This is a genomic window from Paenibacillus sp. FSL H7-0735 (assembly GCF_038008505.1).
Lineage (GTDB): Bacteria > Bacillota > Bacilli > Paenibacillales > Paenibacillaceae > Paenibacillus_AQ > Paenibacillus_AQ odorifer.
Genome location: NZ_JBBOZH010000001.1, coordinates 463,942 through 487,152, shown reverse-complemented (window position 1 = coordinate 487,152; position 23,211 = coordinate 463,942). Strand labels below are relative to the sequence as shown.

The window sequence follows — 23,211 nt, the reverse complement described above, 5'->3', positions numbered from 1 at the left end:
GATAATAACGAACCAAAGAAACAGACATTGAGGGGAGGTATTCCTCTGAGACCCAGATCAGCAAGGAGAAGACCTAGAAGAAACAGGAAAATTGGTTTACGTATACTGCAATCAGGAATGGCTGTCTCCGTCTTATTTCTATATACCTCGCAGCAAGTTGGTGGTACCTATGGAGGCTTTGGAGCTGCTGCGCAAACCACTAGCACGATTAGCTTTTGCGAAGTATTTCCGAATTCGATCAAGGCACTGCTTACAGAGTTCAAAGAGCATGTTAATCGAGCGCTCACTTTAAAAGAATCACTACAACCCTTTTCCTCATCAGCTAACTACTCGGACGTTTCGGGAATAGAAGGGATGTCGCTGGAAGAGCTTGATGTCGCTGCACAAGAGATTTCTTCGCAAATAGCGGCGCTTCAATCCCAAATAGATAGCGTTAACGAGCAACTGGCGGCTAACAGCCAAATTTGGAATCAAATCCACAATGAGCTAAGTGCAGCAGCAGCCTTACTCTTCCAGATAGGAGGATATATGACTTCTCTAGATTCAAACTGTCTAGAAATCAAGGATGAGCAATTTTTCAGAGATTTACAAAGCAGCCTGAATCAAAGCGGTGTGATCTCGGAATCCTTGAATGCTTCCTTAAATGGAGTTATTAGTTACCTAACCTCCATACACGATGTCGGTCTTCCATTCGCTTCGGTAGTTACCAGTGATGTTTATGGACAACTTGAATTACGCGAAGGAGAGTTCCCACAGCCACTGCCATTCCTGATTACCTTCACTCAACCAGATGGCGTGATCTCTAGCGACCTCACCTCCACTTATGAAGCTCTAAATACCGAATTGACTAACCTTAAAGAATCGGCAACCTCAGGTATCACTACCCTTCAAGATAAACTCCAAATGATCAGTCAGACTCGCGAGCAAAAACTAGAAGAGCTTGAAAAAGCTCGGCTAGAAGAAGAGCAAGCAAAGAAAGAAGAAGAAGCGAAGAAGGAAGAAGAACGTTTGGCTGAGGAGAAAAAGCAACAAGAAGCCGAGGATAAAGCGAAAGCTGAGGCAACCCCTCCAACGTCAGGTGAAGCTGCTCCGGAAGCCCCAAATAAAGAACAACCTGAAGCCCCAGCCACTGACCCGGTTAAGCCGGAAATTGGCGAAGAGCTCACAATTCCAAAAGATGTTCCTCAGCAAGAGGCTCCACAAGAGACGGCAAAGGCGGAAGACAGTACGACTACCCCGCCGGTAGCAACCCAAGCTCCTTCGGACCCTCAACCTGAGAAAGGTGGAGAATAAGATGCGAATTAAAAAAATTATCAATAATACCTTATCGAGCTTAATGCTTGTGATCTTTATTCTGCTGGTGGCAGCCGTAGTGTTATCCAAGGCCTCCGGTGGTGAACCTGCTTTCTTCGGATATGAGATCAAAACCGTACTCTCAGGATCGATGGAACCAGGAATTCAGACAGGCTCAATTGTCGCATTAAAACCCGGAGGGGATATGAATCGTTTCAAACCAGGCGATGTCATCACCTTTAGGAACGAAGATAATCTGCTCATTACTCACCGGATTGTAGAAGCGACCGTCAATAACGCTACTGGTGAAGCTGTTTATCGCACTAAAGGCGATAACAACGACGCACCCGACATGAACCCTACCAGTTCTGCGAATGTTGTAGCTCAGTATACCGGGGTCACTGTACCCTATGTCGGTTACGCTATGAATTTCGCGGTTTCCAAAGCTGGAAGTGTAGTCCTCATGATCGTGCCTGGCTTGATGCTTCTGCTCTATGCTCTGTATACCTCTTGGAAGGCTGTAGCTGCATTAGAAAAGAAAAATGCTGCCCTACTGCCAGCCTCACCGCCCCCAACAGAAACACAGCCCTAAGTTGATTGTCCACTTCCGCTTACGAACCGGAAGATACAATATATAAATTTTATAAAAAATTCAAACACAAATTTGAGGAGGAATTTTATTATGGGTATCAAGAAAACATTGGGTCTTGGCGTAGCATCTGCAGCACTGGGTTTATCATTAATCGGCGGAGGAACCTTCGCATACTTTAGCGACACTGCGCAAAGCACAGCTACATTCGCAGCGGGTACACTCGATCTGAACTCCGACCCTTCTGTCATCGTTAATATTCCTAACCTGAAACCAGGTGATACTGTAACTAAATCCTTCAAATTGAAAAACGATGGTTCGCTCGATATCGGATCTATCATTCTGAATACATCGACTCAAATCACGGATGCTAAAGGAGATAACTACCTGGATTTAGCCGAGTTCATTAAAGTTAAATTCCTTAGAAATAATGATAAAGGAGTACCTATCGTCTCTCCTGAAAATGTAGTTTATGAGACTACACTTGCTGCTTTAAAAAGTCAGCATCCGGATCTCGTAAAAAATACAGGTTGGGATCAACTCTTTACCGAAGCATCCGGTATTAAAGCCGGTACCAATGACAGCTTCTCCGTCCAATTCGAATTTGTGGAAAATAACCAAGATCAAAATATTTTCCAAGGCGATAGCTTAACACTGACTTGGGATTTCGTAGCTAAACAAGGTGCGAAAAAAGACTACTAAGATCAATAAAGTAATTTAATAAAATACTCGAAGAGCAGCAGATCCTGAATCCGGCCACGGATAAGCAGATTGCTGCTCTTCTCTTTACAATAAACTTTGTCCGATTTATTGATATTTGCTATACTAATAACAAAAATTACGGAGGGGCGTCAGCATAGTGCCACAGAATATGGGCCAACGTATCCAGCAGCTCCGCCTAGACAAGGGTTTCTCCCTATCTGAGCTTGCGGACAGAGCAGATGTGGCTAAGTCGTATCTTAGCAACGTGGAGAGAAACATCCAATCCAATCCATCCATCCAGTTTATCGAAAAGATCGCTGACGCGCTTCAGGTATCCATTCATGCCCTACTCTATGGAGAACCAAATGATGCAGAGGAATCACATTTAGATTCGGAATGGTTCCGATTGGTGCAGGAAGCTATGGACTCAGGCATTAGCAAACGCGAATTCAAAGAATTTCTGGACTATCAGAAATGGAAGCTCGATCAAAAGGATTAATACTTCCTACTAATCTGGTACGATCCTCTCTTCTACTAAATCATATCGAAAAAGGACACAGCGAAGAACCGCTGTGCCCTTTTTCGATATGTAACCCCTCTAATGTATTACTGCACGATCTGCACAGTTTTCTCATGAAAGAACTGGCGGATTTCATCTGCCTTAATGCCAGCCTTCTTAGCTGCTAATAATAAATGTACCCACTCTTGATCCAGATCAATAAACTGCTGTTCTCTGTTGCTACCCTGGTTGGACTTTTCCAAAAAATCTCCCCCTAAGATTTTACGTCCCCAGGCAATCCGGCTGTCATAGTATCTCTACCTTAGACCCGCGACTTTGTGCCCCTGCCTTTCGGCAAGTTTACCTTTTACTGGACCCTTTTCACGAAAGGATCTGCTTAAAAAACTATAATATTACTATCTGCAATAACATTATACAAAAAGAAAGCGGAAAAGTGTGTCGATTCCTGGTTACTTTCTATTTTAAAAACGAAAAATAAAAGATTTTTTTTCAAAGATCTTGTCCGATTATCACGATACTCGTCCGTTACATAAAATAAATTGTACTAGCAAAATAAATATTTACTGACCTAATAGTTAAAAATAAGGATAATAGAATCATTTTAATAGGCCTTTAGAATGGGTAATGAGAAGAAACACCCTTCTTTTCGTTAGAACAAGCTAACCTATACCATTTTGCGAACGTATTGGACGAAAGAATGAATTGATTACAGTGGCTGAAAGTAGCACAATAAGATGAGAAATGAAACCGCAATCATCACAGCTCCAGTAAGCGTTGACACAAAATGTCACTTATGGAGTTCATCCGTTAAGGAGGATGTATTCATGGCAGCCAAAGAGCCCTATAACGAATCCATTTGGAGTAAGTATTACGGACCCAATTTAGGCTACATTCAAGAAAGATATGAACAGTTTGTGAAAGATCCCTCCACCGTAGAAAATAATTATCGCGAGCTTTTTACAAATTCGGGACCCCCTCCCCTAACTCCGGATAGCGAACCGGCTCCTCAGCCGCGCATCTCGGGAGACACCGAATGGCTTAGAAAAGCAGTAAGAGCTTCCAAGCTAATCGCCAATATTCGTATATATGGCCATATGGCCGCTGAAATTGATCCGCTGGTACGCGATCAGAATCCCATGGCAAAATATCTTGAGCCTGAAACCTATGGGCTGACCCGCGAAGACCTGATTGCACTGCCTGCCACGCTTATATGGGAAAATGCGCCGAATGATGTGCATACCGGGTGGGATGCCGTGCAACGTATGCGTCAGGCATACACCAAGACTATCGCCTATGAATTCGGGCATGTGCATGAAGAAAAAGAACTGCAATGGCTAAATAGACAGGCAGAATCCACCAGCTCACCAGCACCCCTGAATAATACAGAACGCAAAGAGCTCCTGAACCGCCTGATTCAGGTAGAGCAATTTGAAACCTTCCTCCACAAGACTTTTGTAGGTCAGAAGCGTTTCAGTCTTGAAGGCAATGATGCTCTTGTGCCGATGTTAGACGAAATCGTACGCGCTGCTGCACATGACGGTGCAGAGCATATTTTGATGGGCATGGCGCATCGCGGTCGCCTCAACGTTCTTGCACATATTTTGGGCAAACCTTATGATATCATATTTTCAGAGTTTCATCATTCTCCGAACAAGGAGCTTTTCCCTTCCGAAGGCTCCACAGGCATTAACTATGGCTGGACAGGTGATGTGAAATACCATCTCGGTGCAGACCGTGCTGTCCGTGAAGGAGAAACCGTACGCACAAGAATAACACTAGCGAATAACCCAAGTCACTTGGAATTCGTCAATCCTGTCGTGGAAGGTTTCACTCGTGCCGCACAAGAAGACCGGAGCACTGCAGGACTGCCGAAGATTGATACCAGTAAAGCTATGGCGGTGCTGATGCATGGTGATGCTGCTTTTCCAGGTGAAGGAATTGTTGCAGAAACGCTTAATATCGGCAAACTTCAAGGTTATCAAAATGGTGGGACGATCCATATCATTGTTAATAACCGAATTGGTTTTACGACTGAAAGTGAAGATTCCCGTTCTACGCATTATGCGAGTGACATCGCCAAAGGGTATGAAATCCCGATAGTCCATGTCAACGCTGATGACCCAGAGGCCTGCGTAGCAGCCGTACGTTTAGCTAGCGCATACCGCCATCAATTCAAAAAAGATTTCGTAATTGATCTCATCGGCTACCGCCGTCATGGTCACAACGAAATGGATGATCCTGAAACCACACAACCTATTGTCTACGGCAAGGTTCGCAATCATCCGACCGTCTACAAGGTTTATGCAGAGAGACTGAAAAACGAAAAGGTTCTTACCGCCGAAGACGTACAAAAGATGAATGCTGAAGCAGAAAGCGTATTGCAGCGTGCGTACGATAATATGAAGGAAGGCAATCATAAGAAAAAAGAACCCAAAGCCTTCATTCCTCTACAAACGGACCGCGCAGCGGCAAACACTACAGCGGTATCCATCTCCAGCCTGCAGGAGATCAATCGTGAACTGTTGACGGTTCCAGCTGGATTCCAGGTTTATCCGAAGCTGGAGCGCATTTTACAACGTCGTAAAGATGCACTGAATGAGGGTGAAAAGGTCGACTGGGCACTGGCTGAAACGTTAGCCTTCGCTACCATTTTGAAAAATGGGACGCCCATCCGACTGAGCGGTCAAGATGCCCAACGCGGAACCTTCGCACATCGCCATCTGGTGCTGCACGACAGTAAAACAGGAGATTTATTCTCTCCGCTACATCAGCTAAGCGATTCCCGTGCCTCCTTTGGCGTATACAACAGTCCATTGTCAGAGGCATCAGTATTAGGCTTTGAATATGGTTATAATGTGTTCGCACCGGAAACCTTCGTAATCTGGGAAGCACAGTATGGTGATTTCGCCAATGCGGGTCAGGTTATTTTTGACCAGTTCATTGCGGCTGGACGCGCCAAATGGACACAGCGCAGCAATCTCGTCATCATGCTGCCGCATGGCTACGAAGGACAGGGACCTGAGCACTCCAGCGGTAGGCTGGAACGGTTCTTGCAGCTATCCGCTGAGGAGAACTGGACAGTCGCTAATCTGACTACCGCTTCGCAATATTTCCATCTGCTGCGGCGCCAAGCAGCGTTATGCGGGCAGGAAGATGCTAGACCGCTAGTCATTATGACGCCGAAAAGTCTCATTCGGAATACGCGCAGCACTTCTGCCGGAACCGAGCTGGCTTCAGGACAATTCAAGCCTGTATTAGCTGAATCTTTGCTTGGCCAGAAACCAAGTGAAGTTAAACGGCTCGTAGTCTGCAGCGGTAAAGTGGCTATCGACATCCAAACAGAACTGGAAGCAGCACAGGATAAGGATTGGTCATGGCTGCATGTTCTTCGCCTAGAGCAGCTTTATCCGTTCCCGGAACAAGAGTTAAGCGAACATTTAAACTCCTTCAGCTCCCTTCAGGAAATTGTCTGGGTGCAAGAAGAGCCGAAAAATATGGGCGGCTGGAGCTATAGTGAGCCTCGGTTACGCGCCATCGCACCAAAGAATGCCGGCGTAAGATATATCGGCCGTCCGGAACGTTCCAGCCCGGCCAGTGGTTATGCAGATGTGCATAGCTTCGAACAACGTAGAATTGTAACAGAAGCCCTAAAATCAAATTCGAACGTACAAGCGGCTGTACCGTCCTCTTAAGAGGACGGTATCACAATAGCGTAAACCATTATGTTTGGGGAGGAAACGGCCTGTGTCAGAAATCTTAGTACCCGATCTGGGAGAATCCATATCCGAAGGAACCATCTACAAATGGCTGGTTAAAGAAGGCGACACGGTAGGTCAAGGCGATGTGCTCGCTGAGCTGGAAACGGATAAAGTCAATCTAGAAATTAGTGCAGAGGTGGAGGGTGTCATCTCCACCATCCTGCGTCAAGCGGGCGAGAACGTAGCCGTTGGCGAAGCCATCGGCATCATTGGAGCCGCAAGCGGCAGTACGCCGCAGGCCGCTGAAAGCGAAGCCGAAGCGCCTAAAGCGGCTCCGGCAGGCGGCAACGCAGTAGCAGCCGCCGCGCCTGTAGCCGCGCCCGAAGTGCCTGCAGCAGGTGGCGACAGCCACGCTGCATTGGCATCGCCGGGCGCACGCAAGCTGGCACGGGAGCGCGGCATCGACCTCGGCGAGGTTAGCGCCCGTGATCCTATCGGCCGGATTGGTCAGGCCGATGTGTCCGGTCATGGTGCAGCAGCGCCGCAGGCCGCTGCACCGGTAGCTCCGGCGCCGCAAGGCAAGCCGGAGCCAGCGAAGCCGGCAGCGAGCAAAGCCACGCTGGACGAGGGCAAAAACGTGGAGCGCAAGCGCATGTCGCGCAGACGGCTCACGATTGCCAGCCGCTTGGTCGAAGCGCAGCAGACCGCGGCCATGCTTACCACCTTCAACGAGGTGGACATGACAGCGATCCTCGACATCCGCAAGCGTCGCAAGGATGCATTTAAAGAGAAACATGAAGTTGGACTAGGCTTCATGTCCTTCTTCACCAAAGCCGTGATCGGTGCGCTTAAAACCTATCCACTGCTGAACGCCGAGATCGACGGTGAAGATCTGGTCGTTAAGAAATTCTACGACATCGGTATTGCTGTTGCAGCGAAAGAAGGACTTGTAGTTCCAGTAGTCCGTGATGCGGATCGGCTCAGCTTCCCGGAAATCGAGCGCCAAATTGGCGAGCTCGCTTCCAAAGCACGCGCCAATACGCTCAGCCTCTCCGAGCTGCAAGGCGGAACATTCACCATCACCAACGGTGGCGTATTCGGCTCCTTGTTATCCACACCGATTCTGAATACACCACAGGTGGGTATTCTAGGGATGCATAAGATCCAACTGCGTCCGATCGCGCTGGACGAAGAAAGAACCGTAAACCGTCCAATGATGTACATCGCCCTTTCCTATGATCACCGGATCGTTGACGGCTCTGAAGCGGTAAGCTTCCTCGTCAAAGTGAAGGAATTGCTGGAAGATCCAGAAGCACTGTTGTTAGAAGGCTAACGCTCTTCGACTTTTCGACTTAAGAATATAAAGAAGGTATCCCTGCAGCTCTCGCTTGGGGGATACCTTCTTTTATATCTGGATCGACTTGCTGCCTTCCCTGCATACGATTTAACTGTATTTTATACACTTATATCTTTCTGATCCGCTCATATCCTCTTCTCTAATTGCATTCTCTACAACTAAAATCCGTAAAAACGTCTATTTCCACTAATCTAACCAGTAATAGCTGCATCAAATACAACTAAAGGACCTATATACAGAATATTAGTGATCTTTAATTGCACATAATACAACTAACTTAGCGCATGCACCTACAAACTACTAACTACTAACTACTAACTACTAACTACTAACTACTAACTACTAACTTCAAACCTCAAACCTCAAACTTCAAACCTCAAACCTCAAACCTCAAACCTCAAACTTCAAACCTCAAACTTCAAACCTCAAACTTCAAAACTCTACTTCAATAGCTCCTCAGCCAGCTGTAAAAATTGCTCCTTGGTCAAAATCTTATCTCCATAGCTGGTGAGTGTATAATACGCATCCTGCTTCTCGTTATACCAATTCAGATAATCATAGCTGACTTCTTCCCTTACTACCTTGTTATAGATAACATCTGTGCCTGCGACTGTGAGCTTATTAGCTTGATTCTCAGATGTTTGTTCCACGAAAACCTTGCCGCCATGCATGAGCGTTGCTGAGATCCCTATAAAAGCATTGTTCTTCGAATAAGTTACACTTAGCCCCCCTGGCTCGGACCACGGTATAGCCTTCATAAACAAATTGCGCGTCCCCTTATCCTTATATGCCTGAGCGGTAAGATCATTTAATGTTTCCTTATACAGAGAACCTAGCTTAGCTGTATCCGTAGTCGGAGAATTAGGATGGATTACACCATATTTAAAAGCGTACCCCGCTGCCGTTTCGGGAAGCATTGGCGCCCCTGTTCTTTTGATTTCTTTTATAAAGTCAGAATACGCATCTATCCGCTGCTCTTTATACTTAAACTGCAATTCTGTCGCCAAGCCTGCTGCACCTGCTTTATTTTTCACAAGATAGCCGATCAATTCACCCGGTTTAGCGAACTGTTCTGCTTGCTGCGCATATTTATCATAAGAAGCCCTCTCTGCAGATTCTGTCGGCGCAATATGTTGAACCTTCACTACTCCTTCACTATTGCGGATTTGGATATATTCAGATGCAGCATACGCAGTCACAGAGATCAGCAGAAACAGCGTTAACATGCTAGCCACTGCCGTTGTTTTATTCATCACCCTCAGCGAGAACGATCGCTTTCGACCTGTTATGCCAGTAATACGCCCCATGACCTTATCTTCTACATCTACCTCATCCAAAAGTTCATTGCCAGCCGAGGCATAAATTATATCTTGGTATTCATTGCTGATTTTGTTTCTTTCCATGTGATCTCCTCCTCCGACTTCATAGCTTCCTGAACCTTTAGCTTGATCCGATTCATTCTTTTAGTTAGCGCATTGGGACTGACCCCTAGAATCTCACTTATCTCTGCATAAGTTTGTTCCTCAAACACCCGCAGAATAAGCATGTTTCTCTCCTCAAGCGACAATCGCGCTAAAGCTGCAGACAATGAAGGACTATACAACCGAGCATCCAGCTCCTGTTCAGGGCTTGCAGACAGTACTTCCGGACGAAAAATACGCATGACTTGCTTGTGCAGACGATGCCTGCGCAGCAGATTTAAGCAATGATGATATGCGATACGATAGAGCCAAGCCGAGAAATGCATTTGCGATTTGTATTGCTGGATAGATTGATAACCCTTTACCAAAATATCCTGAACCGCGTCCTCCGCATCCTGCTTGTTTTCTAACAAACGATAGCAATAGCGATAGATCGGCTTTTGGAATGCTCTGACAATTAAAGCATACTGCTCGGAATCCCTCTCCTGAATCCTAACGATTAGCTCTTCCAACTCTGTCGAGTCTAGCGAATCCTGTGGCGATGTAAGCACCTCCTTAACCTTTATATCTCTATAACACTTGACTGCCGAAAAAAGTGCCTATGTAAACCAAACTAAAGGAAATTTTATAAAAGGTGATAATCACAGCTTCGGAGAATATTTGAATTTCTGACGGCTGGTGTGCCCGGATTTCTTACTTATACCATTATGCACGGTTAAAATCTGGTGAGTCTATGCTTAGCAGATGCATAACAAAACCTCCCATTAGACCTGATAACTCCAGGTTTGCTTCTAATGGAAGGTTTTTTAATAAGGCTTCATTATTCTAAGACTGAGGTGTAACTTCAAAGCCTACTAGATTGTAAATTGTACAAAGGCTACTCTCTTATCATGGAAGGAGATAGAGTGATCGTAATCGTCTTATCGAACGGGGTCATAAAATTGACCAACACCACCTTGCTGTTATCCTGCAGCTTCGCCTCACGCACCGTAGCCGCCAGATGGCCAAGCTCGCCCCCTGTCAGTTCAATCCAGTCCTCTTCACAACTATAGCGGAGGTTACCGCCGTTCCAGAGATAATGGTCCTCTCCGACAGCCTGCAATTCGCCCGAAGTGAAACATCCTTCCCGTCCAAAAACGAAAGACAACTGTGTCATAACCTCTCTAGGCTCCTCAGCATGCAACCGGAGGGTCCACCCTCTGTCCGTACGCTGAACCTCCGTCTCCACACGGAATGTCTGTTCATGCGTAAGTGCGCGGCTCTGGTGCGGGAGCAGATACCAAGGGCTTACCGGCTCCGCAGATGTTTGCGGAAGCAGTTCGCCTTCGACAGGACCGTAATACCCCTTCTTTTGTTCTCCTGACAGGTGGTATCCTTCCGGCAATTTGACCATTTTCTGCATCGGTACATATCCCGGAGAAAAGTAAGAAGCCAGCTGCACTGCAAGCAGCCTGACGGCACCGTGACGGAGTGCAAAAAAAGACGGCGTCTCCGTAATTAAGGTCACGCTAGTGTTCCCGTCCCTGTAGCGCGCAACCGGTGCTCCGAAATCAGTATGCAGCCGGCTGTGGTAAATTCGCCCTTGATGGCCGGACTTCTCCATACCCTGCAGATAGCCGTGTCGCGGAAAATCGCCGTTCAGTATTTTCTCATATTTTACAGGCAGAGCTGCCGAATCTTCAAAAGGTTGCTGAAGCTCCGGCTCCAGCAGCATCCGTACAAGTACGTTGACAGAGCAGACCCCCGGATTTTCCAGTGCACTGCCTGCCCATTCGGCCATCCCCGCAAACAATGGCTCCTTATCGAAACGGGCCAGAATAGCGTACGGTAAATAATATGGAGACAGGTCGTGAAAGCTCCCCAGATCCTGGCGCCCAGAATAATCGGTCACAACTTCGCCCTTAGGATGCACCAAATAGACCATCATGTGTAAATTCAGACGAACTGGCTCCAGCAACTGGGGCCGATCCAGCAGACGAGCGGCATGAATCAGCATGATGTCGCTGACCGCACTATAAATACCGTTGCTGCGTTCCGTCCATTCTCCATCAGGTGTAATATCCATCCCTTCCGCCAACCACTGATCCGCCCGCTGGACAGCCTCCTCCAGTCCGAACAGTTCATGCAGAAATCCCAGTGCTGCACACAATACCCAACGGTGATTCGGCGTGTGACAGCCCCCTGTAAGCATGACGGGAATAGTTCGCTTAAGAAACAGAAGCATATTATCAAGCACCTGTTGCAGTGGTGCCCAATCCTGCGACGCCAACAGTTGGTATAGCTGAGCGTAGCCGACGATGACAAAGGCTGTGTCCGGGGGAGAATGATAGTTCGTCCAGCCCGGAGAGATCGAGCCATCCTCATGTTGTGCACGCAGCACGAACTCCGTCGCCAGCAGCAGGCGGGCCAGAAGCAGCTCATCACGGTAGAATGCGGAACCCGGGTTAACCAGAGCCGCTCCCCAATAACACATATCGGTTGGTGTGCCGGTCGTATGATTAACCCAGGCAACGCCAGTACCCGGATCTATTGTCCCTCCGTAATAGCGGCTCGTCGGATCAAGTACCTGCCGGGATAATCCCTCCACTGACGCTCTATCATTACTGGCTACCAGTTGCTTGTACATTATACTTCCCTCCATGTTAACAATCTGCTCAATGTCTGGGTGGTAACAGGAGCTGAAGCCGCACCAGCTCTTGTCGGATACGTTCAGGAATTTCCGTGAACAGTTGAATCCAAGAAACGAACAATTCCTCCCGGTCCGCATATTCCCAGATCGAATAGGACAGGGAAGGCGTGAACCGGCAGGTTTGCAGATAACGGTGGACAAGACGGTCAGTTTCTTCATCCGATGCCAGTATATCGCGGAAAAAGTCACCATAAATCAGACCCTCCGCACCTGCCCCATCCTGTGTACTGGATGCGAATCCTGGTAACAGCTCAAAGACTTCAGGGAACGGGGCGAGGGCATGCTTGCCGGGTTGGACATAGAGGTCCACCCGTGTTCCGCTTAGATTGCTGCCCCCGCGCAGCAGTGCTTTAAGAAATTTCCCGTGAAAGCTCGCTTCGGCATCCACCACTTCCCCGTTTCTACCGATGTAAACCCACACATGCTCCAGATCATATAAATGCTGAATATCATAATCGTAATAAATCGCGTATTCCACAACGAACTGCACATCCGGATGCTTCACAGCTAGACGGCGCCGGAAGGAAGGAGACTCCTCCTCCTGCCGCATCACCGTTATACCGAGACGTACCGGAAAAAACGGCTCGTTCTGATCGAAAAATAAGCGCGGAGCATACTTCATAGCTAACCTACGGTCTTCATCGTTCAACATCAGACCTGCCCTCTACGCGCCAATTTGGCCATAAGCAGCCGATGACTTTCATCAATTTCTTCCGGCTGGCAAGCTGCCTTCAGCTCATACACTTTGACCTGCGCCCGTTCAATCATCGGCAGATACGCATCATAGAATTCCATATTCCCGCTGTTTACATAAGGGCACCAGTGGTCAGACAGACCGATGGTCTCATGAATGTGAACACCTACAATATCATCCATCAGACCTTCCATTTCCCCCACACTGTCGTACAAACCCAAACGGTCCATCATAATGGCATGCCCGATGTCATACCATATGCCCACAGGCGCTCCCTTTAGCGCCTTAATAATCGTTTTGGCTTCCGCAAGCGTCGGAATCTGCTGCGGTTTGGAACGTGTTTCGATACCAAAGCGGACGTTTAGCCCCTCAGAAACTGCCCGGTTACATACTTCATCTAGGCTTTCAATAATTTTCTGCACATAGCCGGCGCTGTAAGCTTCCCGCCGCTCCATCAGTTCCGCCCATTTGCTGCGATAAGCGTTAGAATCTCTACCCTCTCCGTTATAAATCTGCTCCAGCTCTTTACTGATATCATTTGGAAAGGGTACCTCACCGGGATGCACAACAACGGCTTCTCCTCCGTAACGCTGAGCGTACTTAGCCGAGCCAATCAGCAGCTCAATCGCCCGCTGCCGCTTCTCCTCATCCTCAAAACCTAGCAGCACGGAATCTGTGCCATAATCGGAGTCATGCACATGCGGGAAGGTGTTGTGGACACTGGAGATCCCCATCTCCCCCCGCTCAAGCATCGGCTCGATCGTTTCCAGCATTTCCTTAGTCACATTATAGTTCAGCTCCACCCGCTGAAAGCCGAGATCGCGGATTTCCCGCAGCATGGCGTCACCGGCAGTGTGGCGCTTAATGTTCCAGCAAGTTGAGAACGAAAATATGCCTTTGTCCTCCATAATTATGTTTTCCTCCCTTGTTACAGCTTACGGTTCAACCTTTTACGGCACCAAGCATTACACCGCTGACAAAATATTTCTGCAGCCATGGATATACGGCAAGGATCGGTACTGTTGCAAAGATAACGGTGGCCGCTTTTAGGCTCTCTGGTGTCAGCGGGGTCCGGTTGGCACCTTCCATTTGTGTCAGTTCGGATACCATGTTGTTCTGCACCATCTGGAACAGCTTAAGCTGGAGCGGATACAAATCCGGATTATTGATATACATCAAAGAATCCTGAAAGCCGTTCCACCTTCCCACTGCGTAGAAAAGAGCCAACGTGGCCATAACCGGCATGGATAGCGGCAATATAATACTCATCAGTGTACGAAGATGGGAACTGCCATCGATCTCGGCGGATTCCTCCAGGCTGGCAGGAATGTTATTGAAAAAGGAGATCAGGATAATCAGGTTAAAGGGGCTGACCAGACCTGGCAGAATAAGCGACCAGACCGAATTAATCAAATGTAAATCACGGATCAACAAATATTCAGGAATAATACCGCCGCTGAAAAACATGGTGATAACGATCAGATACATAAAAAATTTGCGGCCCTTCAATTTTCTTTTGGTCAGCGGATAAGCTGCTGCGACAGTGAAAAGCATACACAGCACCGTTGTGGCAAACGTCAGAATAACCGTAAAGACAAGAGAGCGGATCATCGCATTATTGGAAAAAACATTAATGTATGCATTCCAGTTCAATTCAATGGGGAAAATCGTTACTTCTCCAGAAGTAATTGCCCGGTTGGAACTAAGCGACACGGCAATCACATGCAAAAATGGAGCCAAGCAGAACAACACGAACAAGGCAACAAACGTTATATTGACGATATCGAATATCCGGTTTGAGGTACGTTCACTCATAGCACTCCGCCTCCTTCTTTCTTTATCATAAAATACCGTCTCCGGTCACTTTTTTCGAAATATAGTTGGAGCCAAAAATAAACACCAGTCCCACCACAGCCTGGAACAATCCGACTACGGTAGCCAACGTATATTGTCCGGATTCTAGACCCACCCGGTACACAAAGGTACTAAGCACATCAGAATACTCACGCACAGCAGTGTTACCGATAATGTAAGGACGGTCAAAACCGATGCTGACCATCTTTCCCAGATTGAGGATAAGCAGCGTCACGATAGTTGGTTTTATGCTGGGAAGCGTAATGTAGCGGATTTTCTTCAGCCTTGTCGCTCCATCCACTTCAGCAGCTTCGAACAGCTCTCGGTTGACACCGGTTAACGCCGCCAGATAAAGGATAGTCCCCCAACCAGCACTTTGCCAGACGCCTGTGAATAAGTAAGTGATCAGCCACGGATTTTTTTCAGTCAGAAACGGAATGGGAGTAAGGCCTAAGCTCTCCAGCACACCGTTCACCATACCGGACTGGTTGCCGAATAATTGATACACAATCCCCCCGATGATCACCCAGGAAATAAAGTGGGGGATATACAAAATCGTCTGCGATATTTTCTTGAACCACACCGAACGAATTTCGAACAGCATAATCGCCAGGATAATCGGAGCCGGAAAAGAGACCAGCAAATCCAGAAAATTCAGCATAAAGGTATTGCGCAAGGTGGTATAGAACTCTCTCATTCCAAAAACCTCGCGGAACGCATCAAAGCCGATCCACTCGCTGCCTCCAATCCCTTGAAACAAATTGAAATCCTTAAAAGCAATCTGCACACCATACATCGGACCATAGCGGAAGATCAGAAAATAAATAATAGGCAGCGAAAGCAGCGCGTACAATTGCCAATACCGTCTAAAGTATGTCGCTTTGCTCAAGTCGTTTTCCTCCTAAGGAGAAAAACCGGGTGGAGCGCAGCACCATCTCCCCCCGGTTTTCACTATATATTTGTTTATTGAGCCGAAAGTTCCTTAAACGACTTCTCCAGTTCCTCTTTCAGTTTGGTTCCGCCCAAAGTCATGTAATCTTTCATTTCCTGCTCGTAAACTGCTTCAAACTGCTCTGGTTTGGCCATTGCTGTCTTTACAATAATTACGTTGAGCTTATCTTTAAGCGTTGTGCCATATTGGGATTCCGCTTCTATCGGCTTGCCGAAGACGAGCGGACCCACCGTGTCAGCGTTGGCGATAGCGATTGATTGAGTCAGCATCTCCCGGTTACGTTCCGGGAAGCCCAGCGCCCATGCTTTTTCATTAGTGGCCTGATCACCAATGTTTTTGCCGTTGGAGATAATGGCCATGTCACCCGCGTTAAACAGACGATCGGCGAACTCCTGGGAAACATCTGTTTTAGCCACTGGAATACCGTCTACCAGGTCGTAGTTTTCACCTTCAACGCCATTTTGGATATCAATCAGATTATTATCCGAAGCCATCCAATCGAGATACTTAACGGCTTCCACGGCGCGTTTACTACTCTTCGGAATCATGATGTACATGCCGTTGGAGGCATACCGGGATTTAATGTGCTTGTTATCAACGTTGGCGTTGGTTAAGACGTCTACCGGCAGCACCTTGCTTCCCTCTACATTTTTGTAGAGATTATCTAGGGTACCATCGGCATAGAACAAGACATCCACATCCTCCGACCAGTAGCCTACATTGCCGTTCTGGATATCCTTGGCCAACTGTGTTTTATCCTCGTCCAGACTGAAGTCCTTACTGATCATCCCTTCATTGTAGAGCTTATTAAGAAATTGCAGGGCATCCTTAAAGCCCTCATGCAGCGGCAGCTCATAACGTTGGCTGTAGGTCAGATCGCCGCTGATCGGCTTCATGAAAGAGAAAATCAACGTCTCGAATTGGGCTGGTGCCAGTGCCATGCCCATCGGGATGTTTTTGCTGCCGAGATTGCCCGGATCCTTTTCTTTAAACGCTTTCAAAGTGGTGTACAGCTCATCGGTCGTCGTTGGCACAGGCAATCCTAATTTATCTAACCAATCCTGACGGATGTAGGAGCTATAACGGCCTGTGATCGCCCGTTTACCAGGGATCGCATACTGCTGGCCTTCAAGCTGGCCGAACGCCAGCGTATCCTCGCCAATAAACTTTTTCAGATTCGGGCCATATTCATCGAGAATTTCTCCGACATCAGTCAAGCCACCTTGCTGGGCATACCGATAAAACACACTGGAATCATACGTAAATACGATATCGGGCACATCCGTATTGCTCGCCATCAAAACATTCAGCTTGGTAACTTCCTCAGAACGTTGGATAGGTACAAATTCCACATCAATGTTATTCGGATCTCCGAACTTTTCCTGCACTAGTTTAGTTAAGTAGTTATTGGTAATGGTATGAGGGGCTGGGCTGTTGCCGCGATCAAATACTTCCACCTTTAATGTAACGCGCTTGGCACTTTCGCCGGCTGCGGCACCCTCGGATGTTGTGTTGTTTTTAGAATCATTGGAACAGCCTGCTAGCAGAGAAACGCCCATTATTGCGGTTAATCCGATCCCGATTGCTTTCTTCAGAACTCCTTGATGTACGTTCACTGTCATTTTTCCATCCCCTTCGCCCTTGCAGGCTTTAATGGTGTATTTATGATCCCCTAGCCTTAACTCTATCCATCCCCAGCGGAATCCATAGCTCGTGATGCTTTTTACTGCCGTGCTACTGGGTCGCTTGTTGTTCTGGATGCCCACAGTATTTCATGAATTTCGGCAGTATGACAATAAACCTCTTTCGGATGCTCATATCCCAGCAAAATCGGACTTCCGGTTTATCCATACAAACCATTTTCGTAGAATAAACCGCTTTCAAAAGTGTGAAAATAAAGACCGCATCGGTGTTCGCGCCCCCATCATAGAGGTTGGCGTGCACAGATGCGGTTATAAAAAACTATTGTTCACTTGCTATTGGATTAATAAAGTCGGCAGCCTATAGTCTGGAGGTCCCGCGCCCGCGTTTTAAAGAACGGTAGTCACCCGGCGTGATTCCTAATACTCGTTTGAATACCCTGCCGAATGTAATTGCATTCGCATACCCCACCTGGAGTGCAATATCCTGCAGCGAACATTCCGTTTCCACTAAAAGCTTTTCGGCTTCCTTCATGCGTAGCTCTGTTAGAAAATCAACAAATTTCATTTTAAATTCTGTTTTAAATAGATAGCTGGCATATTTGCCGGATACCTGAAACCGGTCGCTCAAATGCTTTAAGGAGAGATCGGGATTTGTAAAATTCTCTTCTATATAGTTCTTCATCTCGGTTACCATCGCCCGGTAGCTTTTAGTCTCACTGACAGAAACATAAGTGCGGAATAAATCAGTCAAATACTCAAACAAAATCCCCTTCATTTCATCTATGGATTCTGCCTCTTCCAGCCGCCTCAGCTGCTTCTCCGCATTTTCTGCTGACAACTCATCCTGCAGCTGCTCAGACATGACAGCCACTTCCCGGCTCAGCATCTGTAGCATGGCCTGAATTAGAGAGCGAATATCATCATCTTGTAAATAATCCTGTTTAAAACCATCAAAAACACCTTCCAGCAGTTCCCGCCATTGGCCGCTCGACATCCGGAACTGCTTAACAAACTCAGCAATCATTTGTAGATACTTGAATGTCTCAAGAAGCGGCTGGCGCGTTTCTCCAAATTCCGTTAAAGCGATGTCTTCGTACATTAAAAGCTTGTGCTGCATCACATTCTCCGCTGCCGCATAGGAATCGCGAATCTCCCCTGGCCCAGCCGCCACTGGCCCGATAGCGAAGCTTAGGGAGAGGCGCAAATTCTGCTCCACCCAGGTGCGGCAGTCCTCAGCGAATACACGGATTTTCTCTGCCATCTCTTCATCACTTCCTGTGGTCAGGAAGAGAATTGCCGCCCGGTCAGTCCCAATCCACTCCGCCCAAGCCTGCAATTCCGCACTCCGCGCCAATTCTTGAAAGACATTCATCAGGGCAAATTTAAGCGTGTTCTGATCGCCCCTTGTATACCGATCTTGAAAAACCTTGTCGTAGCGGTTGATTTCGCTTAGCACAACCATAAAGCGGGATGTGGAATGAGCTCCGGAGAGCGGCGACAGCTCTTCCATCCGCTGGACGACATTGTCCAACCTCTCGCTTTGCAAGAGATCGTTGAAAAGCTTGCTGCGCTGTAACAGCAAATTCTCTCTGCTTTTCTTATCATAATCCGTCATATGGTTGATTAGATCTTCCAGCACCCCGTCAATGAGCATCATTTCGTCCGGTCTGTCGCTGGATTGGTCCAGCTTGCGAATTTGATGGCCTTCAATCCGGTTCATAATCACCTGAATTGGCTTATAGTTCCGCCGCGTAACATAGATCAGGTAAAAAATCGCGCACACAACCGTACCTAAGGCAATAGCTACCCAAAGGTAAGAAATCACTGACACCCAGCTGAATAGACTGCCCGTTTTGATTCCGCTGGAAAACGTCCAGCCAAGCCTTTCCATATATAAAGTGTTCAACTGCTTCCCATTCTTGGCACCTTCACTGTCCGAATGGGCCTGATAGACCACCTGTCCATCTGCGCCAAAGATGGTCAGAAAGGACAACTGTTCGTTGACCATACCGTCGACGATCTGTTCCATTCCGCTCATTTTCAGATTGATTACGAGAACTCCCTCCGAACCGAAGGGCAGCGGCATACCTTTATTTATGGTAAGCACACGTATAGACGTACGCTGAAATTCATCTTTGTATTCCCTAACAGGCTGCCAGCCTTCCGATAAAGAGCCGGAGGTGATGCGGCCAATCCAATCCTCGTCTACAAATCCTGAAAGGTCCTTTAATCCAGTTTCTGTTAAAACGCTTTCATTTCTCTTGTCATAAAGATAGATGGACTGAATATAGGGCGATTCACGCGTCAAGTTGCGTAGATTCTGGGCAACAGCGTAGACGGTCGCCATATCCATCTGGCCTTGATTGTTAAAATAACGTTTATAAGCATCGCTGCGTTCAGCAGCCTCCAGCACTGACAATTCAGCTTCCTTGATCGTTCGGTCCACATTATCCATAAGATAGCTGGCGGTGATACGGTCCGCTTTTTTGGTTTCCATTCGTGAAATATCATTAATAAATACAAAAGAGGCAAAAATCAGTATCGTCACAGTAAGCAAAAAAATAGGAAAGTAGGACAGCAGCAATCGGCGATACCAGGAACGGAACAATAGATAACCCCCTCTGTACAACCGTTAGGATACCCGGCCACGGTTCAGCCGTTAATGCACGAGTAGTTCATAGATATTTGGCTGCACCATCATGGAAATGGAAACTCTTCCGCCTAATTTGCTGCCATTATAACACATACAACATGAACCCGACCAACGAAGCCATTCGTATTTTACACCTGCTCATTAAAAAGGCGAGGTGCGCACAGCCATAGCCGTGAACCCCCGCATATAAATCTGTCCGAGCAGCTGCCAAGCACCAAGTGGTAGCCCTCCTTGGCCTATAAACCACTCAGATCTCTGATATAACGGCGCGCCTTGATCGCATATTCCAGTGGATCGGCAAGTGCCGGATCCTGCTCCGCTTCCACTACAAACCATCCCGTATAAGAGTAACTTGCCAATTCGGTGAAAATCTCCGCAAAGGATATACATCCATCGCCAGGTACGGTGAATGCGCCCACTTTTACAGCCTGGAGAAAACTGAGCTGATCCCGCAGCACACGCTGAACAACCTCCGGACGTATATCCTTCAAATGAACATGTTTAATTCGAGGTAAATGGATGTGCAGCACTTCTAAGGGATTCTCACCGGCAAAAGCTAGATGACCGGTATCGAACAGCAGGGACACCTCTTCCGGTTCCGTGAGCTCCATTAGCCTAGCAATTTCGCCCCCAGTCTGCACCCCTGTCCCCATATGATGATGGTATACAAGCGCCATACCTTTTTCAGCAGCCAGTCGGCCAAGCCCACCCAGTCCATCGGCAAGTGCGGCCCACTCCGCTTCTGTGAATACAGGTTTATTAGCAAATAGCGGCGTATCCATTTGTCCCTGAATACTCCGCCCTTGCTCTGAGACGACAATCACCTTCGCACCCATCTCATATAAAAAATCACGATGCGCGCAAAAAGCCTCCGCTGTCTCCTCATATGGCCGCACAGTCAGATACGCGCTGAACCAAGCGCTGGCAATCTCAAGTCCACGAAGCTCCAGTGCCCGGCGCAGCCGTTCCGGAGAGCGTGGATACTTGTTGCCCACCTCGCTTCCCTGAAACCCGGCAAGCGCCATTTCGCTAATGCACTGTTCAAAGGTATTGTCTTTTCCCAGTTCAGGCATATCATCATTAGTCCAAGCGATAGGAGCAATCGCCAGCTTGACCGCATGTTCTTTGAACATCATCGATTCTACCCCTTCCGTTTCACAGTATTACTAATACTAATAACTGCGGGCCTTTCCAAGCTGTTCAAGCTTCTGCTCGTGGGCAGCCCGAACGGCCTCACTGCCGGACACTTCTGGAACACCAACATTCCACCAGGCTCCGTAACCATGTGTCATTGTCTTGGGCAGCACCTTAATGTCGATTAGGGTGGAACGATCCTGCAGCTGAGCCTCCCTCAAAGCGTCACGCAGCTGCTCAGCCGTTGACGCACGGAAGGTCTTCACTCCATATCCCGCGGCACTTGCTGCATAATCTATGCCTATCAGTTCGCCGCTCAGCTGACCTTCCGGGCCCCGGTAGCGGAATTCAGTCGCCATGCTATCCAGTCCTTGCTCCATCTGCAGGTTGTTAATGCAGCCAAACCCCATGTTATCTAGCAGAATGACGTTGATCTTCTTATTCTCCTGAAGGCTCGTCACTAGTTCTGAATGCAGCATTTGATAGCTGCCATCGCCCACCAATGCATATACCTCCCGGTCCGGCTCCGCCAATTTCGCACCGAGTGCACCGGAGATTTCATACCCCATACACGAAAAGCCATATTCCATATGGTAAGTATCCGGCACAGTGGAATTCCACATCCGCTGCATGTCACCCGGTAAGCTGCCTGCGGCTCCTATCACAATGGCGTCTTTCGGAAGATATTCATTGAGAATCCCGAGTACCTGTGTTTGCGCCAGCGAAGTGTTCAACTTCGCCGCATATTCAGATAGCTTCTCGTCAAGATGTCCGGCAACTTCCGGCACGAAGGAAACTGAAGAACGATCTGGACGATCTGAACGATCTGCCTTCTGATTCACCGTATACTCCACGTCAGATAGACGCTTTCTTTCCACTTCCCATGCCCTTTTTGCCACTACAATTTCATCTGTATAAGCGGTGCGGTAACCGCGCTCCTCCAACGTGGCAGACAGCGCTCTAAGACCTTCGGCAGCATCGCAGACCACAGCCAGCGCATCCAGCTTGGAGGCATGGTAGAGGGAAGCGTTAATTGTCAGGAACTCCACCTCGGGATGGGCGAACAAACTCTTCGAACCTGTCGTGAAGTCCGTAAACCGGGTACCCACACCGATCACCAGATCCGCTTCTGCGGCCAACGTATTAGCACAGCCATTCCCGGTAACTCCTATGCCACCGAGATTGTAGGCACAGTCGCTTGCCACGGCACTTTTTCCGGCTTGCGTCTCACCGAATGGGATGGCGAATTTCTCTGCAAATGCACGTAATTCCATCCCTGCATCTGCATACCGGACTCCACCCCCACAGACCAGCAGAGGTCGCTGTTTGCTGGCAATAAGATCAGCAGCCGCAGCAAGCTCATCCGGATGCGGAGTACGGGAAACGATCCGATGGATGCGCTTGCGGAAGAACTCAAGTGGATAGTCCCAGGCCTCCCCTTGCACATCCTGCGGCAGCGCAATCGTGACTGCCCCGGTGTCTGCCTGATCAGTCAGCACACGCATCGCGTTCAGCAATGCTGTCATCAGTTGCTCTGGCCGATAAATCCGGTCCCAATATTTGCTCACCGCTTTGAAGGCATCGTTGACCGTTATCGACAGATTGTAGGTGTGCTCCATTTGCTGAAGTACCGGGTCCGGTTGACGGGTGGCAAAGGTATCGCCGGGGAGCAGCAGCACGGGAATCTGATTCGCCGTCGCAGTGGCAGCGGCTGTCAGCATATTGGCTGAACCCGGCCCTACCGAAGCGGTGCAGGCCATGATTCGCCGTCTGCGGCTCTGCTTCGCGAAGGCAGTCGCCGTATGAACCATTCCTTGCTCATTTCTCCCCTGATAGACCGTCAACTCACCCGGCGCCTCCTGAAGTGCCTGCCCCAAACCAAGTACATTGCCGTGGCCGAAAACGGTGAATATACCGTGTACAAAACGCTCCGGTCCATTGCCAAAGTCCACATATTGCTGGTTCAGAAATTTCACCAGCGCCTGCGCCGTCGTTAATCTAATCGTATCCAC

18 protein-coding genes and 1 riboswitch are annotated in these 23,211 nt (G+C 48.1%); of the genes, 6 read left to right on the top strand and 12 right to left on the bottom strand.

The window, feature by feature from the left end; all coding sequences use genetic code 11:
• Positions 1-117: 117 nt before the first annotated feature.
• The 4 genes from NSS82_RS02195 to NSS82_RS02180 all read left to right on the top strand — a co-directional run bounded on the left by NSS82_RS02195 (position 118) and on the right by NSS82_RS02180 (position 3,083).
• A complete protein-coding gene (locus NSS82_RS02195) occupies positions 118-1,293 on the top strand; it encodes a hypothetical protein (RefSeq protein ID WP_036682777.1) in 1,176 nt (391 codons plus the stop codon).
• A 1-nt stretch (position 1,294) separates the two neighbouring features.
• Positions 1,295-1,885 (top strand): signal peptidase I SipW, encoded by a 591-nt coding sequence (sipW, locus tag NSS82_RS02190; protein ID WP_036682779.1) that lies wholly within the window; start codon positions 1,295-1,297, stop codon positions 1,883-1,885.
• A gap of 90 nt (positions 1,886-1,975) precedes the next feature.
• On the top strand, positions 1,976-2,584 hold the full coding sequence (locus NSS82_RS02185; protein ID WP_036682781.1) for a TasA family protein: 609 nt from the start codon (positions 1,976-1,978) through the stop codon (positions 2,582-2,584).
• 169 nt (positions 2,585-2,753) lie between these two features.
• On the top strand, positions 2,754-3,083 hold the full coding sequence (locus NSS82_RS02180; RefSeq protein WP_036682795.1) for a helix-turn-helix domain-containing protein: 330 nt from the start codon (positions 2,754-2,756) through the stop codon (positions 3,081-3,083).
• Between the two features lie 107 nt (positions 3,084-3,190).
• On the opposite strand, the gene NSS82_RS02175 is transcribed toward NSS82_RS02180, so the two are convergent.
• Positions 3,191-3,346 carry an anti-repressor SinI family protein gene (locus NSS82_RS02175; RefSeq protein WP_232061118.1) on the bottom strand — a complete coding sequence of 52 codons (156 nt, stop codon included), beginning with the start codon at positions 3,344-3,346 and terminating at the stop codon, positions 3,191-3,193.
• 27 nt (positions 3,347-3,373) lie between these two features.
• A riboswitch (cyclic di-GMP riboswitch) is annotated at positions 3,374-3,458 on the bottom strand.
• Between the two features lie 470 nt (positions 3,459-3,928).
• Between NSS82_RS02175 and NSS82_RS02170 the strand changes: the two genes are divergently transcribed.
• Entirely contained in the window at positions 3,929-6,796 is a 2,868-nt protein-coding gene (locus tag NSS82_RS02170; RefSeq protein WP_036682783.1) for a 2-oxoglutarate dehydrogenase E1 component, read from the top strand.
• 52 nt (positions 6,797-6,848) lie between these two features.
• Entirely contained in the window at positions 6,849-8,135 is a 1,287-nt protein-coding gene (gene odhB / locus NSS82_RS02165; RefSeq protein ID WP_076274097.1) for a 2-oxoglutarate dehydrogenase complex dihydrolipoyllysine-residue succinyltransferase, read from the top strand.
• A gap of 464 nt (positions 8,136-8,599) precedes the next feature.
• Here the strand turns inward: odhB and NSS82_RS02160 are convergent, their stop codons facing one another.
• The 11 genes from NSS82_RS02160 to iolD form a co-directional block, all read right to left on the bottom strand.
• Complete coding sequence (locus NSS82_RS02160; RefSeq protein ID WP_076274098.1) at positions 8,600-9,562, bottom strand: hypothetical protein; 963 nt, start codon at positions 9,560-9,562, stop codon at positions 8,600-8,602.
• The gene (locus tag NSS82_RS02155) at positions 9,523-10,131 is read right to left on the bottom strand and encodes an RNA polymerase sigma factor (protein WP_076274099.1); all 609 of its coding nucleotides are present in this window, start codon (positions 10,129-10,131) and stop codon (positions 9,523-9,525) included. The genes NSS82_RS02160 and NSS82_RS02155 overlap by 40 nt, the downstream gene beginning before the upstream one ends.
• 326 nt (positions 10,132-10,457) lie before the next feature.
• Positions 10,458-12,206: a hypothetical protein gene (locus tag NSS82_RS02150; protein ID WP_076274100.1), complete on the bottom strand. Its 1,749-nt coding sequence runs from the start codon at positions 12,204-12,206 to the stop codon at positions 10,458-10,460.
• 28 nt (positions 12,207-12,234) lie between these two features.
• Positions 12,235-12,921 carry a hypothetical protein gene (locus NSS82_RS02145; RefSeq protein ID WP_038568362.1) on the bottom strand — a complete coding sequence of 229 codons (687 nt, stop codon included), beginning with the start codon at positions 12,919-12,921 and terminating at the stop codon, positions 12,235-12,237.
• Positions 12,921-13,871, bottom strand: coding sequence for a sugar phosphate isomerase/epimerase family protein (locus NSS82_RS02140; protein ID WP_076274101.1), 951 nt, complete (start codon positions 13,869-13,871; stop codon positions 12,921-12,923). The genes NSS82_RS02145 and NSS82_RS02140 overlap by 1 nt, the downstream gene beginning before the upstream one ends.
• Before the next feature lie 34 nt (positions 13,872-13,905).
• On the bottom strand, positions 13,906-14,778 hold the full coding sequence (locus tag NSS82_RS02135) for a carbohydrate ABC transporter permease (protein ID WP_038568356.1): 873 nt from the start codon (positions 14,776-14,778) through the stop codon (positions 13,906-13,908).
• Between the two features lie 25 nt (positions 14,779-14,803).
• Positions 14,804-15,706 carry an ABC transporter permease gene (locus NSS82_RS02130; protein ID WP_038568353.1) on the bottom strand — a complete coding sequence of 301 codons (903 nt, stop codon included), beginning with the start codon at positions 15,704-15,706 and terminating at the stop codon, positions 14,804-14,806.
• Between the two features lie 74 nt (positions 15,707-15,780).
• The gene (locus NSS82_RS02125) at positions 15,781-17,391 is read right to left on the bottom strand and encodes an extracellular solute-binding protein (protein WP_076274142.1); all 1,611 of its coding nucleotides are present in this window, start codon (positions 17,389-17,391) and stop codon (positions 15,781-15,783) included.
• A 379-nt stretch (positions 17,392-17,770) separates the two neighbouring features.
• Positions 17,771-20,020 (bottom strand): helix-turn-helix domain-containing protein, encoded by a 2,250-nt coding sequence (locus NSS82_RS02120; protein ID WP_076274102.1) that lies wholly within the window; start codon positions 20,018-20,020, stop codon positions 17,771-17,773.
• A 281-nt stretch (positions 20,021-20,301) separates the two neighbouring features.
• On the bottom strand, positions 20,302-21,198 hold the full coding sequence (iolE, locus tag NSS82_RS02115; RefSeq protein ID WP_076101267.1) for a myo-inosose-2 dehydratase: 897 nt from the start codon (positions 21,196-21,198) through the stop codon (positions 20,302-20,304).
• A gap of 39 nt (positions 21,199-21,237) precedes the next feature.
• Positions 21,238-23,211 (bottom strand): 3D-(3,5/4)-trihydroxycyclohexane-1,2-dione acylhydrolase (decyclizing), encoded by a 1,974-nt coding sequence (iolD, locus tag NSS82_RS02110; protein ID WP_076274103.1) that lies wholly within the window; start codon positions 23,209-23,211, stop codon positions 21,238-21,240.

What these genes read in the sequence shown, in the direction of transcription:
- NSS82_RS02135 (WP_038568356.1), bottom strand. Translation starts at nt 14,778, where the DNA reads ATGAGTGAACGTACCTCAAACCGGATATTCGATATCGTCAATATAACG.
- NSS82_RS02160 (WP_076274098.1), bottom strand. Translation starts at nt 9,562, where the DNA reads ATGGAAAGAAACAAAATCAGCAATGAATACCAAGATATAATTTATGCC.
- NSS82_RS02170 (WP_036682783.1), top strand. Translation starts at nt 3,929, where the DNA reads ATGGCAGCCAAAGAGCCCTATAACGAATCCATTTGGAGTAAGTATTAC.
- NSS82_RS02125 (WP_076274142.1), bottom strand. Translation starts at nt 17,391, where the DNA reads ATGACAGTGAACGTACATCAAGGAGTTCTGAAGAAAGCAATCGGGATC.
- NSS82_RS02150 (WP_076274100.1), bottom strand. Translation starts at nt 12,206, where the DNA reads ATGTACAAGCAACTGGTAGCCAGTAATGATAGAGCGTCAGTGGAGGGA.
- sipW (WP_036682779.1), top strand. Translation starts at nt 1,295, where the DNA reads ATGCGAATTAAAAAAATTATCAATAATACCTTATCGAGCTTAATGCTT.
- NSS82_RS02140 (WP_076274101.1), bottom strand. Translation starts at nt 13,871, where the DNA reads ATGGAGGACAAAGGCATATTTTCGTTCTCAACTTGCTGGAACATTAAG.
- NSS82_RS02145 (WP_038568362.1), bottom strand. Translation starts at nt 12,921, where the DNA reads ATGTTGAACGATGAAGACCGTAGGTTAGCTATGAAGTATGCTCCGCGC.
- iolE (WP_076101267.1), bottom strand. Translation starts at nt 21,198, where the DNA reads ATGTTCAAAGAACATGCGGTCAAGCTGGCGATTGCTCCTATCGCTTGG.
- NSS82_RS02195 (WP_036682777.1), top strand. Translation starts at nt 118, where the DNA reads ATGGCTGTCTCCGTCTTATTTCTATATACCTCGCAGCAAGTTGGTGGT.
- NSS82_RS02185 (WP_036682781.1), top strand. Translation starts at nt 1,976, where the DNA reads ATGGGTATCAAGAAAACATTGGGTCTTGGCGTAGCATCTGCAGCACTG.
- NSS82_RS02180 (WP_036682795.1), top strand. Translation starts at nt 2,754, where the DNA reads ATGGGCCAACGTATCCAGCAGCTCCGCCTAGACAAGGGTTTCTCCCTA.